The organism is Paenibacillus sp. FSL R5-0923 (assembly GCF_038009145.1).
In the GTDB taxonomy this organism is placed as follows: domain Bacteria; phylum Bacillota; class Bacilli; order Paenibacillales; family Paenibacillaceae; genus Paenibacillus_AQ.
Window position 1 is genome coordinate 4,492,934 of sequence record NZ_JBBPAT010000001.1, and the last position, 18,353, is coordinate 4,511,286.

Annotated in this window: 14 protein-coding genes; 2 read left to right on the forward strand and 12 right to left on the reverse strand. The window is 40.7% G+C overall.

All coding sequences use genetic code 11. The features are described 5' to 3' along the window. Nucleotides 1-25: 25 nt before the first annotated feature. The 7 genes from MKX35_RS19945 to MKX35_RS19975 form a co-directional block, all read right to left on the reverse strand. A complete protein-coding gene (locus tag MKX35_RS19945; protein WP_341044408.1) occupies nt 26-1,762 on the reverse strand; it encodes a response regulator transcription factor in 1,737 nt (578 codons plus the stop codon). A gap of 111 nt (nt 1,763-1,873) precedes the next feature. Continuing rightward, nucleotides 1,874-3,352, reverse strand: coding sequence for an Lsa family ABC-F type ribosomal protection protein (locus MKX35_RS19950; RefSeq protein WP_076299028.1), 1,479 nt, complete (start codon nt 3,350-3,352; stop codon nt 1,874-1,876). 317 nt (nt 3,353-3,669) lie between these two features. Further along, on the reverse strand, nt 3,670-4,170 hold the full coding sequence (locus tag MKX35_RS19955) for a DinB family protein (protein WP_076285748.1): 501 nt from the start codon (nt 4,168-4,170) through the stop codon (nt 3,670-3,672). A 283-nt stretch (nt 4,171-4,453) separates the two neighbouring features. Beyond that, complete coding sequence (locus MKX35_RS19960) at nt 4,454-5,002, reverse strand: CueP family metal-binding protein (RefSeq protein ID WP_076285749.1); 549 nt, start codon at nt 5,000-5,002, stop codon at nt 4,454-4,456. Nucleotides 5,003-5,181: 179 nt separating this feature from the next. Then, a complete protein-coding gene (locus MKX35_RS19965; RefSeq protein WP_076299027.1) occupies nt 5,182-6,048 on the reverse strand; it encodes an SDR family oxidoreductase in 867 nt (288 codons plus the stop codon). A 183-nt stretch (nt 6,049-6,231) separates the two neighbouring features. Beyond that, complete coding sequence (locus MKX35_RS19970; protein ID WP_076299026.1) at nt 6,232-7,983, reverse strand: sensor histidine kinase; 1,752 nt, start codon at nt 7,981-7,983, stop codon at nt 6,232-6,234. After that, nucleotides 7,980-8,735 (reverse strand): response regulator transcription factor, encoded by a 756-nt coding sequence (locus MKX35_RS19975; RefSeq protein ID WP_042188104.1) that lies wholly within the window; start codon nt 8,733-8,735, stop codon nt 7,980-7,982. The genes MKX35_RS19970 and MKX35_RS19975 overlap by 4 nt, the downstream gene beginning before the upstream one ends. 308 nt (nt 8,736-9,043) lie before the next feature. Here MKX35_RS19975 and MKX35_RS19980 point away from each other — a divergent pair, with 308 nt between their 5' ends. Then, nucleotides 9,044-9,961, forward strand: coding sequence for a M23 family metallopeptidase (locus MKX35_RS19980; RefSeq protein WP_143759379.1), 918 nt, complete (start codon nt 9,044-9,046; stop codon nt 9,959-9,961). Nucleotides 9,962-10,124: 163 nt separating this feature from the next. Next, nucleotides 10,125-11,003, forward strand: coding sequence for a deoxyribonuclease IV (locus MKX35_RS19985; protein WP_076299025.1), 879 nt, complete (start codon nt 10,125-10,127; stop codon nt 11,001-11,003). Nucleotides 11,004-11,060: 57 nt separating this feature from the next. Here MKX35_RS19985 and MKX35_RS19990 read toward each other — a convergent pair whose 3' ends face one another. From MKX35_RS19990 to MKX35_RS20010, 5 genes are all read right to left on the reverse strand, one after another. Next, a complete protein-coding gene (locus tag MKX35_RS19990; protein ID WP_076299024.1) occupies nt 11,061-11,384 on the reverse strand; it encodes a hypothetical protein in 324 nt (107 codons plus the stop codon). 100 nt (nt 11,385-11,484) lie between these two features. Continuing rightward, complete coding sequence (locus MKX35_RS19995) at nt 11,485-12,705, reverse strand: GNAT family N-acetyltransferase (RefSeq protein WP_076299023.1); 1,221 nt, start codon at nt 12,703-12,705, stop codon at nt 11,485-11,487. Nucleotides 12,706-12,833: 128 nt separating this feature from the next. Continuing rightward, nucleotides 12,834-14,207, reverse strand: coding sequence for a Na+/H+ antiporter NhaC (nhaC, locus tag MKX35_RS20000; RefSeq protein ID WP_076299022.1), 1,374 nt, complete (start codon nt 14,205-14,207; stop codon nt 12,834-12,836). Nucleotides 14,208-14,460: 253 nt separating this feature from the next. Further along, entirely contained in the window at nt 14,461-16,968 is a 2,508-nt protein-coding gene (locus MKX35_RS20005; RefSeq protein WP_076299021.1) for a hypothetical protein, read from the reverse strand. 37 nt (nt 16,969-17,005) lie between these two features. Then, nucleotides 17,006-18,346 (reverse strand): ABC transporter substrate-binding protein, encoded by a 1,341-nt coding sequence (locus tag MKX35_RS20010; protein WP_076299020.1) that lies wholly within the window; start codon nt 18,344-18,346, stop codon nt 17,006-17,008. Nucleotides 18,347-18,353 lie beyond the last annotated feature (7 nt).

Genomic DNA, 18,353 nt, shown 5'->3' on the forward strand with positions numbered 1-18,353 from the left:
TCCGAACCTGAGCAACCTGGATTCTTTATTCTTCAGCAATTCCAAGCTGTCTTCTGAAATCCTTAGGGGTGCAGCCTACCTGTTTCTTGAAAAGCTTTGAGAAATGCACCGGGTCTTTGTAACCGACCTGATAGGAGATTTGATAAATTTTAAACTGCACATCGTATAGCATTTCTTTTGCCTTTTTAATGCGAATATCTGTTAAATATTCAAGAAAGGTCATATGCAATTCTTTCTTAAATAACTTACTAAGCCAAACCGGAGTTACGTGAACCGCAGAAGCTACAATTTGCAGCGTTAGGCTTTCAGCATAATCACGGTGTAAGATCTTCTCAGCTTCGCTAACAATTTGGCTAGGTGTATGCGAAAGCTTTCGAAAGTCGGCAGCAATCTCATGCAGAAAGACCTCTGTTTGTTCACGAAGCGCCTGCAGGGTATCGTATTGCTCCAACAGCTCCCAAACTGCGATCGGATTATTTTTCCAATGCTTAAGGACGGTTCCCTCCGCTCCTCGCCGGAACACTTCGAACAGCCATTCAAAAATTTTCTGCTGGATATCCCTAAGTTGTGTAAGCTGCCAAGACTGTATCATCTCGATAAAGGTATCCATCGCTCTTGTTATATCTTCATCCGAACCATATCGAACTAAATCAAGCATTTCTTCCGGGTTCTGAAGTGACAAGTTATCACTCTCCCCGTCGTAAAATAGTCCTTGCTCAGTGAATAATCTGTTGCCCCCATAAACCGCCTTTTGCTCCATTACACTCACAGCCTCAATATACATATGGTGCAAGTTACTTGTATTCCCTGGTTTAGTCAGCATTCCTGCACTAGCAGTGATTTTGACAAAATCATTGATTCTTTGAATGAAGAGCTGTGCCATGCCCTGTGCGATATCCGTCTGCTCATGCGAAAGACTTCCCAGCACGATAATCCAGCGGTTATAACGGTCCTTATAGAGAGCAGAAGGGTGGGCGTATTCCTCTTCAAGCGTCTGATGTAACACATTACTGATCCCGAATAGAATCAGTTCCTTCTCATGCGGATTCTTATTCTCTATCGCTTTTAAATTATCAGCCTCAACGACAATCAACATCGTAGGCTCCTTCAGCATCCATTCAAGCTCCAATGTTTGAAGACGGTGGTATCTACGCATTTCAAGATTAGGATCATAAACCTGCTCAATCATTTCCTTTAATAATTCCTCGCGCATTTTGGAGATGGCGAAGACCGCTTGATTCTTAAGCATCTGCCGGTTACGATGATCCAACTTCTTTTTATTGATGTTCTCTATCGATTTATCCACCATTTTACCTAGTTCATCCAAATTAATTGGTTTCAAAATATAATCGCATACCCCTATTTTCATGGCCTGCTTGACCAGTTCAAAATCATCATAACCACTTACAATAATCTTCTCAGGCTTATAGTCCTCTTCCGCAGATAAGGCGCTAAGGAATTCCAGACCAGACATGCGGTTCATCTTGATATCTGTAATAATCAGAGCGGGCCTGATCTCAAGTGCCGTACGTAAGGCCACATCACCATCATCCGCAACAAGAACCTCTGTAATATTGTAATCCTCCCAATGAAAGCGATTCCGCAATCCTTCACGAATCTCATATTCATCATCCACTATAAGTACACTAAGCATCTGATCTCCCTCCTGATCCACTTGGATGTACAACTGTTTCTTTTGGAGATTATAGTCTTTAGTTTCATAGTACTCGACACGAGTTAGGATTGCACGGAGGTAATCCATAACTTTTATAGGGTGATATTAAATTGCTTTTTTAAATGTGCAGCGTTTGTAAAATAATACAAAAAAGCCGACAGATAAACTCTGTCGACTTCCCCCATTTCTTCATTTTAATTAAAGTTCAACGATTTTCGTAGCAACATTGTTGCAAAATTCCCGATCATGCTCCACAAAAACAAGAGTTGGCGTGTATTCAAGCAACAGCTCTTCAATTTGCATACGTGAAATGACATCAATAAAATTAAGCGGTTCATCCCAAATGTACAAATGAGCTTTCTCACTAAGGCTTTTGGCAATCAGCACTTTTTTCTTTTGACCACCACTATAAGTGGATATGTCTTTATCAAATTGGATTCTAGAAAAATCAAGCTTTCGTAGAATAGATTTAAACAGACTTTCATCGATTCCGTTGTCTCTGGCATAATCCGTTAAATTCCCCTGCAGATTAGAAGTGTCTTGGGATACGTAGGAAATGATAAGCTGATTATCCTTTGTGAGAGTGCCTGTGAAATCTATATCCTCATCACACATCAATTTGATGACACTTGATTTACCTGAGCCGTTTTTACCCGACAGAGCAATACGCTCACCCTGCTCGATAGTGAAGCTTACGTCTGAACATACCTTTTTTTCACCGTAAAAAATCGAAATATTGTCTAGCTCAGCAAGTTGACGTTTATGATAGTCAAGCTGTGTAATCTCTAGATTCTCAGAATTTTCGATATTTTTAAGAAGCTTAGACTTTTCGTTGATCGCAGAATTTTGTCTTTGTTCAATGGCTTTAGAGCGTTTCATCATTTTAGCGGCCTTGTGTCCAATGTAGCCTTTATCTACCTTTGAGCCGGAATTTCTCGTTCCGTTTTTTGTTTTTTCCACTTCATGTGACCAGTTGCCTGTCCGTTTTGAAGAAGCAGATAAGCGTTTAATATCTCTTCTGAGTTTCTCGTCCTCTGCCAGCTCAAAGTTATCTTGTCTGACTTTATTCTCCCACCAGCTTGAAAAATTGCCTTTTTGAATTTCTATATTCGTCTTATTTATAGACAAAATATGGTCTACACAATTATCAAGAAAAGATCTGTCATGAGAGACCAGAATATATCCACTTTTCGTATTGAGATAATCACTGACCAGCTTTCTTGCCGTCATGTCTAAATGATTGGTAGGTTCATCGATCAATAGGAAGCTATTTTCCTTAATGAATAGAGTGGCTAACAGCACTTTCGTCTGCTCTCCGTTAGACAATGAATCAAAGGGCCGATATAACACATCTTCAGAAACCTTTAATAATGAAAGTTCACGCATTAATTTCCAATGAATATAATCCGGAAAAATTTCGCTGATCACATCAATGGTATTAAGCTCCTTGTTATCCACCTGAAAAGGAAAATATTCAAAAGTGACATGGGCAGAAATATTTCCGCTGTATTCATATTTTCCAAGCAATAAACTCAGAAAGGTGGTCTTTCCTCTACCGTTTCTTCCGGTAAATCCTAATTTCCAATCAGTATCGATTTGAAAGTTTACATTCTCAAAGATGTTATCGTAGCTGCCCTCATAGGCAAAGGTTAGATTTGTAACATTTATTAATGACATATAAGTATCCTCCTGTATGAAAAAAATAAAAGCCACAAGAAAGTTACTTTCTTGTGACTCAAATAAATACAGCAAATCTAGCCCCAAATGGAGTTAGATAAGGATATATTGTTCGAGTGAAAAGAAGTAGTAACTTTCTTGCATACAAAAAATAAAACAAACGAAATAAACCGTTTTTGTTGTTTTATTCATCATGTGTCGCAAGAATAATTACTACACTATACTTTTCAACTCCGATCATTAATTTGTATCCATGTTATCATGCCGATTTGTTTTTTTCAACTTTCCAATCCTTAACTCATTAAGAAATTCATTTATTAGGCATTCGCTAATTCATCTGCCGAGGGGCCGTAAAGGCCCGGCACTGGTATATTTAGAAGTCGGAAATATACCCCAAGCTGTGCCCGGTGGTGGATCATGTGATTCAAGCCGATGGTACGAAGCGCGACTGCCCGTGTCTGACGGCGGATAACCGCTGTGCCATTACGCAGTGTCCACTCCGCACCAAGCGTCTCCACATTGCTTTCAGAAATTAATTCTTCAATCTTGCGAGCGCTCATATCGAACTCTTGCAGAACCGCGGCGGGGCTCTCCAGCGCTTCTCGACGATATGGCACAGATGCCAAATCAAACTCCGAGTGAAGAAGAATGGCTGATTGCCAGTTTAGCAGATTGACGAGATGTGTGGATAGCCCACCGAGACTCATTGACTTTTCGTGTGGTTTCCATGTCATATGCTCCTGCGTCAGCTTCTCCAGCATACGACGCGTACCAGCTAACTCCTGCAAAACATCCCCGATGATCAGATCTTTATCCATCCCTCTATCTCCTCTCAAAAATGAAGTACCAACTAAAGTTTATCATAGAGAATCACCCTTGAGTTTTTCGACGATACCCTTCTTCAAAGAACACTCCCTATAAAAGGTCGACACTTGATATCCATCAGATTATATCATTTCCAGGAGGTGGAAAATAACTATAATTAAACTTTACCTTAGAACCTTCTTATTCTTACAGATACATAAAAAACCTCCCATAAATTAAATGGCAGGTCCGATATGGAATTTTCAGAGGAAGTAGTGACTTCGCTGTCTCTGGTGTTTAGATACTCTCTACTAATTGCATGGTCGTTACACATGTATTATCACTCTTAAAAGTGGAAAGTGCGGCTTTCGCTTTTACACCATCCTGTTCAATCGTTACATTATATTTCTTATCACGAGGTAACCAAAGATCAATGAATCCGTTAGATTGGGACTTCATAGTTTGATCCACAATCACATTGCCCGCAGTGTCCTCGACATATACATCAAACGTTTGTTCTGTTAATTCCCCTTGGCATCCAGTCAAGCTATGTGTTGCACACGGGTGTGTATTCTTAACATATGGTGCGATGGAAACAAAAAACTCATCTTTGGGTAAGTCATATTTGGTTGATTGATTGTTGCTGTCGGTCACAATAAGCTGCTCTGAAGTGATGGAAGCAGAGAGGTCTTTCATGCTGCTTGAACTATATTCCTGTACTAATTGTTTAACGTTAGATGTATCGGTTGCTGCGGGTGATTTTTTATCATTTCCCCCCACAAATAAAACTGCCCCTAAAGCAACAACAACTACTGCACCAGAAGCCATCCAAATTTTTGTCCTCATTGATATTCATCCCCTTCTCTTCGATTCAATCATTTTCATTACACCAATAGTTCACATATGTTTCCTATTATATCATTATTATTACTTCACGAAACCTTTATCAATGATGTTAAAGATGCATAAAAAAAGGCCCCTTCTGGTTATTCACCGAGAAGAAGCCTTGAATCTTGCTATATTATTTAAGCTTGCAGACTATTTACAAGATCACTGATAACATCCGCTAACGGAGTGACTGGACGATTCAGTACTTTCTCTAGATCGTCACTTTCAATATCCAGCCATCCTTCGCGAATACCACGTTGAATCGCAACAACGAATGGCAGAGCAGCTTCTGGTACACCAACCTCAGCCATGATTTTCGCATAAGCTTCGTCGTCAACTTGCAGCACTTTAATTTCTTTACCTATTACGCCACTTATAATTCCAGTCAATTCTTCTTGTGTTAAAGGCTTGCCAGACAATTCATAGACAGAATTCTCATGTCCTTCCCCAGCTAGAACATTAGCAGCAGCTTCTGCATAATCTCCTCGTGCTGCCCAGCCAACTTTACCACTACCAGCAGAAGTTACCCATGGGGCACCTGCTACGGCGCCTTGGATAGATCCAACCTCGTTCTCCATGTACCAGTTGTTGCGAAGGAAACTGTAAGGAATTCCGGTAGCTCGAATGGCTTCTTCGGTTACACGGTGTACTTCAGCAAGGAACAGCTCACTCTTCTCAGCATGTCCTACGCTTGTATAGGCAATGAATCCAACACCAGCTTTAGCGGCTGAATCAATAGCTGCCTTATGTTGGCGAATCCGAGTCTCGTTATCTCCATCTGAAGATACAATTAGCAGTCGATCCACACCGGCAAACGCTACATCCAATGTTTCCGGCTTATCAAAGTCACCATGACGGACTTCCACACCACGCGCTTTAAGATCACTTGCTTTATCTGGATTCCGGACACTTACTACAAGGTCCCCTGCGGGTACAGTTTTAAGTAGAGACTCTATCACCAATGATCCGAATTGACCTGTTGCTCCTGTTATAGCTATTTTCATTTTAAAATCCTCCTCAAATTAGGATGAATTTCATCCTCTTAATAATCGCTCACCTGTAACTATTGTAGTTACATTCAAAAAAGATGTCAACTCCTTTATTTTTATAGCCTTGACTCATCCTAATAAATACAAACAACCCTCGCGGTATCCGGTTGGAATACAGCGAGGGCTTGAATGAAGATATCAGCTCCATATTAACTTAATAACCGTTCCTTTACCTACGTGACTCTCGACAGTAATCCGGCCCCCCATACATTCGATCAGTCCTTTAGAAATCGCCATGCCGAGCCCAGAACCGTTGGAGGTAGACGCTGTATCCGTTCCTCGATAATATCGTTCAAATAGCCGGATCATTGTTTCTTCATCCATTCCATCGCCGTCATCAGCAAATTGAATGATAAATCCGGTGTCCCTATCTTTATGAATAAGCGAAACGGTCAACTTCGTATCCGGTGGGTTGTGGAGCAGCGCATTCGCAGTTAAATTGTTGACAACCCTTTCTAGCCATGGCGTATACAATTGAGCTCTTACTTCGGTTTGTGCAGGCAGAAATACTATTCGCTGCTTCCCGTAGGCAGGATTGGCAGCAGCTTGTTCGAGAGCTTGTTGCAGCCAAGCGTTCAATTCAACTTCCATCGTCTCAGGTGGTTTAATTCCTGACTTTAGACGATAGGTCATTGCAAGATCACTGATCAGCATGTCCATATGGGCCGATTTATCTAGCATAGTCGTTGTAAACTTACGAACTTCCTCTTTCGACCAATCGTATTTTGGTTCGGCCAGTAAATGAGCATATCCTGTGATTGAGGATAATGGGGTTTTCAAATCATGAGTAACACCGGCGATCCATTCCTCGCGTAAGCTCTCCGTCTCTTCCCGCAGTACTTGATCACTCTTCAAGGTTGCCGATAATTTCTCAATTGAAACCATCACATCAGCAAAAACACGGTATCTTCTCCTCCATTTACCCACGGCTGTTCGACTGCGACGAAGTCCTTTACGATCCGTTGGCTCTGTATAGATGGCATTTCCGATGGAATCGAGCCACACGAGCATATGCAGCATAGGTGCACCGAAACGATGAGCTTGCCATAAAGAGAGCAACACAAACGCGATCAATAAAGCGATAAGCATGGCAAATGAACCGATGATCACGACCTTTACTTCCTCTGGTATCCACACTTTTTTACTTGGATCTGTCCCTTTGATATTGGGTTCTCCCACGATCCAAGTACGACCTGAGTCCTTATCAAAAGAAGAAAGAACATGGTACCCATATCGTTCACTGTACAGGGTGCGAAGTGCAAGCTCTTGAACGGAGTACTGAGTGGGTATCATATTAGGTCTATTATAAGAAACCACTTCATTGCCTGATGAATCTATAAGTTGAACAAAAGCTTGGGCCGATTTAATTTCTTTTTCAAGTTCATCAGGAAGTACTGGGTCCCCTTTCGCAGCAGCGAATGTCCCCTCACTCACTTTCTTTAATAGTGGACCTAATACATTAGGCGCACCATACACCAGTGCGAGCTGTTTACCATCCTTTTCTTGAATCCATAGTGCCAGATTATAAGGAAACGGCTGAGTGCCCGTCCAATAAGCAACTACTTCGCCAGGGCCATATTGAATGGGTACATCTTTAGGTGTATTATAGGCACTCTCAACTTGCCCATCTTCATTTAGACTTTGTAGCCAGCCTTTATTTTTCTTCACTTGCTCCAGTAAACTCGGAGAAAAATGTATGCCATCCTCATCAATCTTAGAAGATTCTACCAATTGTTCAAGACCCACATTGGCAAAATCACGCGAGAGACTAATATCAAGAAACCGCAGCAAAATCCAAGTAAATGTTATGGCAGAAATAGCGAGTACTACCATGCCCGTAATTGCGAGCTGAAGAACAAACTTTAACGTTAACCGGCGCTTAATATTCATGGCGCAGACAACTCTTGACGTTCTACTTTAACCAGTTTGTACCCAAGACCTCTAACATTAACAATAAACTTCGGATCGGATGGGTCTGCTTCTATACGCTCTCTTATACGGTGAATATGCACCATGACCGTATTATCATCACTTAAGGCTTCTTCACCCCAAACCTTTTCATATAATTCACTTTTGCTGAATATTTGATTGGGATGTTTACATAAGAACAGCAGCAATTGGAATACAAGTGCCGGACAAGAGACCGACTCACCCTCAACCAGCAGCTCCCCTGCCGTCTCATCCAGTTTAAATCTCCCGTAATCGTAAACGTTCGCAGATTTGCTGTGAACTGTCGCTGTGATCTTATCAGTATCTGATGGAGCAGGTGAACTTAAGTACCGCCGCAACTGCGCTCTTATTCGAGCGACAACTTCAAGTGGATTAAAGGGTTTAGTGATATAATCATCTCCACCTATAGCAAATCCGGTCAGCTTATCAAAATCAGAGGTTCGAGCCGTAAGAAACAGGATAGGTGCGTCCGTCGTCTGCCGGATAAAAGGACAGATTTCAATTCCACTGCGCCCTGGCAACATCACATCCAATACAATCAAATCATATTTTTTGGCTTCGCAGGCGCTTATCGCTTCTTCACCCGTCACCGCAGTATCAATATTTAAATAACCCTCTTTGCGTAATACAGTCTCCATAATCTCCAAAAGCGATTGTTCATCATCTACAAGTAAAATCGATGCTTCATTCATTGTGAAATTCCCTTTCCAAATAGCCCTTGTTTTTATCATCATAGCATGATTCTTGACGCTATCAATCGCACTTACCTTAACAGAAGCTTAATTCGTATTCGTCTACTACACCAAAAGTTAAGATCGTATTAATACTGTGTTTCAGAAGAGCTAAGACTCATTTGCTATAATTTGACTAATGGGAGGCGATATTCTTGAAAAAAAGCTCTAAAAAAATAATCAGCATACCGGGAATGTCAGCAAAAACAGTTTTGGCAATAGGATCACTTGCCTTACTATTAACAGCTTGTGGAGGAGGAAAAACGGATATGAACAATAATGCGAAAGTGGAGCAAACATCCAATTCAGCTGTAGAATCAAACGAAACAATGTTCCTGCCTGATGATCTGCCAAATTTTCTGCTTAAAGGGAACTATAAAGAAATGTACGCCCACTTTAGTCAGCCTTTGAAAGATGAGGTTAGTGAAACTGAATTAGCTGAGACCGCTAAGGAATTCACTAAGGATATCCAGACACTGAATAAAGCTTCTGATATGCAGCTTAATGGATTTGATCGACGTACTTGGGTGAGTGATGCAGGTAATAAAGGGCTTATCGGAATGTTTGATCCGGATGGAACCATTTCATTAATCCAGATTCAAGAACTGACATCCTCTCCTGAAACCGACTCGAAACTTAGCAAGCAGGAATACGCGTTGCCTTTCGAAGGTGACTGGTTTGTATTTTGGGGCGGAGAGAATATTCTCGTAAATTATCATTATGAAGTAGAGATCCAGCGTTACGCCTATGATTTCATTCAGGCCAAGGAGAACTATTCTTATAAAGGTGATCCGCTAAAAAACAAAAGTTATTATGCCTTTGGGGAAAAAATCTTCGCCCCTGCAGATGGTACAATCGTATCGGTTATGAATGATATTAAAGATAATGAACCTGTCGGTGTTATGAATCCAAACCAGGCAACCGGCAATAACGTGGTCATTGATCACGGTGGTGAATTCAGCCATCTAGCACATCTCAAAAAAGGTTCGATTACAGTTAAGCCAGGCGATAAAGTCAAAAAAGGTGATATCATTGGGCTGACGGGTAACTCGGGCAACTCTAGTGAGCCCCATTTACATTTCCAGATCTCTGACGGAGTGGATTTATTCAACTCTCGTTCTATCCCTGTTAGGTGGGGGAACGGATTGAAGCCGATCCAAGGCGAGACGATCACCGCTGCTGAATAACGATCATTCTGGGTGGGTAAGGTTGTCTCCCTTATGAGATAGACGGACGAGACAACCTAGCCTGCGCTGAAATACATATAATTAGGGCCTTCTACAAATATTAATAGACATGCAGTGACTAAATTTCGGTCTCTTTCTCTGAAGAAAGGAAGCGTTGAACCAGATGACTTTACTCCTAGGGTCACATGTATCCATGACTGGACCAAAAATGCTCCTTCGAGCTAGTGAAGAGGCAGCATCTTATGGAGCGACCACCTTCCTAATATATACCGGAGCTCCTCATAATACACGTCGCAAACCCATTGAAGCTTTGAATGTTGAAGCTGGACAAGCTCACATGAGAGCTAACGGCATTTCAAATATTGTTGTGCATGCTCCGTTTATTGTTAACTTAGGGAATACGCAATCGAATCAAGTCTTTGAACATAGTATTGAGTTTCTTCAATCAGAAATTATAAGAACGGAAGCTTTAGGCTCAACACAAATTGTCCTTCATCCCGGGTCCCATGTTGGTGCGGGTCCACAGGCCGGAATTTCTCGGATCGTAGAAGGTTTAAACGAAGTGTTAGCCAATAAACGAAATGTTCAGGTTTCATTAGAGACCATGGCTGGAAAAGGTAGTGAATGCGGAACTACATTTGAGGAACTTGCGGCTATTATTGATGGAGTGACGCACAATGAGCGCCTGTCTATTTGTATGGACACTTGCCATATCCACGATGCTGGTTATAATGTGAAGGAAGATTTTGATGGCATATTGGATCAATTTGATCACATAATTGGAATAGAGCGCCTAAAGGTCATTCACGTAAATGATTCAAAGAATATCATCGGCTCGCGAAAAGACAGGCACGAAAATATCGGACATGGATATATCGGCCTTCAGGCGCTTCGATATGTAGTCCACCATCCACAGCTAACAACCATTCCCAAGCTCCTGGAGACCCCCTCCATCGGTGAAAAGAAATATGTCAACCCGCCCTATAAGCATGAGATTTCATTGTTACGAGGAGAAACGGATGAGCCGATAAAACAAGCATAAACGCCTTTGGCGTCCTTATAAGGACGGTAAGCGTTTATGCTATAAACTATAATCAATTTATCCTTTTGCAGGATCATTCGTAACAGGTGCGGTTTCGTTCATTTGAAGTTTCTTTAGCGAGTTTTTCTTTGCGGTTAATTCTTTTGACAGATCAGCTTGCATACGATTTAAGGTTTTTATCTCATCATTCAGCTTTTTGATTCGCGACATTTTACTGCTCAAATCTGTGTGAGACTTGCTAAATTTCATATCCTGTTCTAATTGGTTAATTTTGAATTTAGATTTTTCTTTTTTGTTCTGTGTGCTCTTGATTTTGTTTTCGAGCTCGGTAATTTCTTGTTGTAATTTAGTGATCATTGGTTTAGTAAAATTAATTGCCATTCTTACACCTCATATCATATTGTGTTGCTGAGAGATTATTCTACTATAAAAAGAGCAAAAAAGCACACTCATTAGAGTATGCTTCAAAGGTTCACATATTTTAAAAATAATCAGAGAAATAAGGATGCTCTGGTCTAATCAGTCCTTCCAGCAAATGAATCGTGGCATCATCCGTCTGAATACGTCCGATGCGAGCCAGGTAGGTTGGCCGCTTATAGCCCATTAACATGGTTGTTAAGGTAGGAATATCAATCGTGAGTGAAGGATTTAATCCCCCTTTTCGCAAGGTCCCCTTCCCTTCTTTATCTACAGTTAGTGAAAATGTCCCTCGATTCCATTCCAGCATCGGATCGCTTAAGTTAAAAATGAGCTCACAGTCTTTGTCCTGCCGTTTAAAAGGATACTGTTCGATAAATAAACGGACATCTACAATCCGTGCCATAAAGTATGGAGCGATCGTTTCTTTAATATCCCCATCATCTAATATGAATGACAACGGTTCTCCTTTATAAATATCCCCTTTAACCAGCTTAATCATTGAAAAGTGCGCACTAATAAAATTCCACAAGCCCGTTCGAGCCTCTTCAACAATGTATACCATCTCTTTGATATAAAATATTTCTTCGGCGACCCAATACAACAAGTACCCCATGGGTTCATCGTTGTTATTGTAATAAATACCTACCGTCATATCATCTAAATCCCACCGCAAATATTCTTCCCAAGCTAACTCATTACGAATCATCGCCCCATGATGCTGCACGGCAAACTGATCATAAATCACTTTGATATCTGGATGTTCAATGGATACACGTTCCACATTTCCTGGGACATTTCTCATTTTTGGCAACTGTGTATCCGGAACTTCAAATGAGATTTTATCAGTGATGATTTCCCAGCCTTTTCTTCTATAATAAGGGATTGAATACGGATAAAGATAAGATATCGATTGTTTACGATCCCGCATTTTAGTTAAAGCATGAAGCATCAGTTTATTCATTAAACCTAAATTGGCATATTCGGGATAGGTTCCAACACCCGTTAATCCACCCATCTCATAGATATGCCCAAAAATATTAACCTGAAATGGGTATACGGCTAACTGAGAGATGAGCTTGTCTCCATCAAACCAACCTACAACATCAGCATACTTAAGAACTGGCAACTTAGCCTGAGTGATTTCACGATTCTCCCAGCCAAAGATTTGCAGATCACGATTGGTCACTTGAAATACATAACGTAATAGATTATTAAATTGTTCTGCGTGCTTAGTCTCGACATTAGCTAATTTGATTCTATCCTGTAACTTACTGCGACTCACTGTTATTACCTCCGATAAATTGACCACTTTTTAAGCTTAGATCACTAGCTTGATCACATTGACTCAACGCATAGTATTCTTTATATACGTTGAATCAATGCATTAGGTGTCCATTATCTTGAGATTTCTTAATCTTTACCCAATGAGTTCCTTTGTAATCTAGGGATCAACGCGTAAGCAAACGTGATGAATGGACTTAACCATAAGAAAGTTGCATACGGCGCATATTCTATCACGGGTACACCCAGAGTCACTGCGAAGAAGGCACCACTGACACCCCATGGAATCAATGGATTAACGAGAGTGCCGCAATCTTCTAGCGTACGGGACAGTGTCTTCGCTGGAATGCCACGGCGATTATATTCATCTTTGAACATTTGACCTGGCAAAAGAATCGAAAGATACTGTTCACCCGTCATGCCATTTACCGCAATGGATGACGCTCCGCTCATCAGTACAATGCTGCTCTTACGCTTGAGTGGTTGAATGAGTTTACGGAAAAAGGCCTCAATGACACCGCAATGCTGAATCAAACCACCTAAGGATAAGGCAATTAAGATTAGAGATACAGACCACATCATCGATTGCATTCCTCCGCGGTTCACGATAGAAGCAACCATTTCATTCGCGATATTACTGTTATATCCACTCTGCATTACACTAAACCAGACATCGATTTCAGTCTGCTGCTGAATCAAAGCCGTCACAAGAAGACCACTGACAATACCAACAACTAACGTAGGCAGGATCGGTATCCGCTTGATCGAACAAGCGATGACAGCTAGCGGAGATAGCAGCGTTAACCAATGAATATGGAATCCATCTTGTAACGCAAGCTTAATGTCTTTAATCGAGGATAAGTCGATCGAATTCCCCTTTGGAGCGAACAGAAAAAAGAGAGTGGTGATAACAAGCGCCGGCACCGTAGTGTATGCCATATTACGAATATGTGTAAACAAGGATATACCCGCTACTGCAGGTGCAAAATTCGTTGTATCGGAAAGTGGCGACATTTTATCACCAAAACAAGCCCCACTGATAATTGCTCCAGCAGCCAAAGTTGGGGAAATCCCCGTAGTTACTGCAATTCCCATTAAAGCAACGCCGATGGTGCTTACTGTCGTGAAGGAGCTTCCAGTGAACATCGAGACGATGATCGTGACATATAATGCGCTCACCGCAAAATAATTCGGATTAATATAATCCATACCATAATATAAAAGCGACGGTACTGTACCGCTCATCATCCACACAGCGATCAGAATTCCAATCAGCATGAGGATAAGAATTGGCATTATGGCCGTTTGTATCCCTTGAATAATTGCTGATTCGATCTTCTTCCAAGAGAAACCAAACATTCCTAGTAAGACGGCCGTGCCTATTGTAGTTACGAGAAGCGGTAGATGCGGCTCCGCTTTCAATAGAAAGATGGATACAAATAGAAGTGCTAAAATAAAAACGATGATGATCATGCTTTTTGAGAAACTAAGCTGTCGTTCCATGAAAATAATGCTCCTTAACATTGTATTGGGTATAAAAATAATGATCGAACGCTTCCGCACTTTTAAGCTTTTTTGCTTTTTGGCATTGAAGCGCAGAGGTAATCTTAACGAAAAGACTGAGAACAGTCAATGTAAAGAACATACATTGAAGGAATTTCCATAAAAAGTTCATAAGTATAGGCGAGAAATAAAAAAAGTGCTGGCAATTATGCCAACACATTTGACTTGGTTCTTAACCCAGCTCACTACAATTTTAATTGTCAATGTTTTTAGTTGTTCTCGGTTCCGATAAAACGTAATTTAACGGGTAAGACTGACTCCCTAACAACATCCTATGACCCTGAAATTCATCATATAAATTTATACGGAAGCTTCCTCCCCTTAATTTATTGTAAAGGTTACTATTAAATGAAGTTGTGTATGACTTATTTTTGCCCATTGGCAAATCAGTCCCCATTACCAAAGTCTTCTCCATAGATTGTCCGTAAGGGTCAATAAGCTCTAAGACTAACTTATGCTCATAGGCACCTGCTTCAAAATCCTCTTGTTCGGATAAGCTATAATTTACAGCTATATCTAATGTGTCCCTTTCTTCAGTAATGTAACCCACTGCATTTGCAACCGAAAGGTTGTAAGGGAATAGATCAACACTTATTAGATTATTCTGTGAGATTACTGCTTTAGGGGTAAGTGCTAATTTAACACTATTGATAAATCCAGTTGATGTCCCCCCTAGATCTGTAAGCTTACCGTCAGCAACCCCTTCTCCAATATATAGCACAAGCTGAGAGGTATCCACACCTTGGGGAAGCTTACTCCAGATGGTAACCAATTTTTTACCATTTGGGCTAGTTGGCGTTGTCGATTGGCTAACCATCGCGTTGAAAAATTGGTTATCAGGTGTTTTGTAATAAGCTACCAGCTGTGCCTGTTTCGACTGGCGTGGTTCTTCGCTAATCATTTCCAGTTCCGTATAGATCAAATTAGATTTGTTAGAATTATATGTGGTTGTCCGACGCTCACGGACTTCTGCTTTTTTGCCTAACGAATTCATATGATGAGATTCACCTGCAGCAATCGTATGGATCACATTATTTAGCGAGTTTGAATACATGGAGAGAAACTTCGTGACTTCATCTCCAGAGGTATCTTGTAGTACAATTTTCAGCTGATTGAAGCTATAAGAATATGACACTTTCGCTATCACAAATATCTCTTTTGCTTCATTAGGAGCTAGTGACGTTTGCGAATTTGTGGTCACGATCTGGGCTGTACTGCTCAGATCACTCATTCCTGCTTTGACTATAGCTTTTAAAGAAGGTAGCTGTACTGAGGTTAAGCCTGTGTTCCGGATGCTGATATTAGTTACGATTTGATCACCATCATCCCAAGGCAACCGCTGATAGGATCCAAGCTTCACCATGAACTTCCCGTACCTGTTCTCGACCATATACTCTTGTCCCATCAGATTATTATATTCTAGAGCATACGGAATGTTATACAACGCAGTTGGAAAAACAATCTTGTCATCAACAGCGGGTTCCGTCCACTCCAGCTTTAACGTACCTTGATTAAGTGTTAATGGCACATCCGCACTGAGACTGACGATCTTTTCTTCAAGTGGTTTCAATATTACATTCGCAAGTGCTTTTGAATCTACCGGAATACTTAATCCTTCAGCAGCTTTAACCGTAAGCTCATATGCAGGTAGCGTGACAGGTTTATTCCCAAGATTCTTTAGGCGGAATTGAAGATTCCATTTCGCAAAGTCATTTTCCGAATATACGGAAGCACTCTTCAATTGTGTTTCAACCGTGTTATTCTTGATAGAAATCTTTTTCACAGCATAATTAGCCACAGCGAAGTCAGAAGTTGTTACTGAAGGAAGCTTAAAAGATTTAACAGGTAGCATTATTTTCAAAGCTTCATCTTCTTGTGCAAATTGCAAGATCATATGTTCAGTCTTCATATAGGAAGGAACTTCAGTTAAATAATAAATCGTCTTCTTTTCTTGGGACTGTACATCGAAACTGCTGCTAGCATCCTCCTGCTTAAGTTCGAACACCGAACCACCAGCTGATCTCAGGTACGCAATATAAGTAGAATTGCTTAGCACTTTTTTACCCAAATTCGTGTAACTAACGCCAACTCTCATATAGACTTTTCCATTCCTTTTAAGCCTTTGCATACTTTCCGCTTTGATATCAACTTGCAGATTATCCAGCGTGAGCTTCTTGCTCTGGCCTTGAGGAACGACAACTGAGTAACTTGCCGGAATGGCGAATTCGCCTAGCTTTTTCTGATAATCCTGGCTACTGAAATCCCACTTCAATAGGGTCACTTTGGTGCCGTTTAATTTTGTAGACTCTCCAATATTCACGTAGTAAGTTACAATTTGACTACTCATTGAAGGAATATTTTTTTTAGTAACATCTCTCGTGACAGGTTTACCTTGTATGACTGTCCCCCCAGTTGTAGTAACCCTTGAGAAATAATCTACGTGAGCTACACTATTGGTACTACTATTGCTATAACTAAGTGTGTATATAAGTATATTACCGCTCGGTTGCTCTAAAATATCCATATCTATTAGCTTCACGTTGACATTGTTTTTTAAAGCGATCGACCCAAGTTTGTCAAGAGTGAATACCGCTGCAGTTGAAGCACTTGTCGGTGCTGCGTAAATGCTGTTTGCAAGAGGTTGGCTTAACATCATTGCACTGAGCAGAACTACAGCGTATGTCTTTAGTGGTTTGTGCATGAGTCTCCCTCCTTATACAAAATCCTGTTCAATACTTCTATTCGTTTAGAACGGTTGCTACTCGATTCTGGATCAGCTTTGCAACATCTTCCGCAGATTTTTGTCCACTGAAGAATGATGAGGACTCCTCCCCAATAATAGAAAGCACTTTAGTATCCAGTTCCGCATATTGATCTACCGTATGAATGATTTCTTTAAACTTAGTAAATTCTTCATCAGAAACCTTAGCCGCTTTTCCGGTTGGAAGCTTATATGCTCCACTTTCCACCTTTTCCTGAACATCGTTTAAATTCTTATCGTTCACTGATTGGAGCAGAGAGAATCCTTCTCTATCTTGCAAGGACTGTGCTTCTTCAGATAACAAGAAGGTCATAAACTTATAAGCTTCTTCTTTCACCGGAGTATTGGCTTGTATGGCGAGCGATGATGAAGGAATGATTCTCATACCACCAGTCTGACCTGCATGTGGCTTTTGAAGGTACACCGGATTTTCAAAGTAAGAATATGGACCATCGATAAAGTCTGTTGGTGACCATATAACGATGGAGTTAAAAAGCTGATTACCTATCTCCGCTGGCTCCGAAGTCATAACTTGTTCTTTATACATTTTCTTGACTTGTTCCAACAGCTCCACAAAATCAGGCGAGTCGAATTTCGCTTGTTTCGCTTCACTATCAACAAACAAATTATAATTATCAATAGCCATTTCTTGGAGTGTCATTTCCGCTGGGTACTCCGTTAAGGCATAAAGTTTGTTTTTAGCGTCCTTCCCAGCCTGTTGTATAATTTCCTTCGATTGTTCCCCAAACTCTTTCCAAGTCCAATTCTTATCGTCAATCTTCACATTTGAGTTCTTAATCATATTCCCATCACCTATGAACGCTCTAAAAGCGAACCCGGTAGGAATGAAATATAGGCCGTCGTTTACCTTCATTGCGTCCAAAACATTCATTTCTAAATCACTCTTATTTACCGTTTTATCGTGTTCAAATATATCATTCATGTTCACAAGCAACTTTTTACTCACATAATCATTGATTGAAAAGGCGCTTACATCAAAAATATCTGCACCTTTTCCGGAGAGTAGGGCTGTATTCGTTGTTTTTTTATATTCTACATAACCATTCTCCCCCCACTCATTTCCCACTTCTTTATATGCCTTAATTTGTAGGTCGATATCCGGGTATTTCGCTTCAAACTTTTTCTCTAGCGCCTGATAGAATGCACTCGATTCTGCTAGAGATAGAGTCAAGATTGTCTTCCCCTCTTCAGTTGTCGTTTTCCCCTTACTTTCCACTTTCTCATTACCTCCGGAATTACATGCCGTTGTCATTATCAAAGCACCCATTAATAGTACAAAAATAGACCTTTTAAACATTTGATTT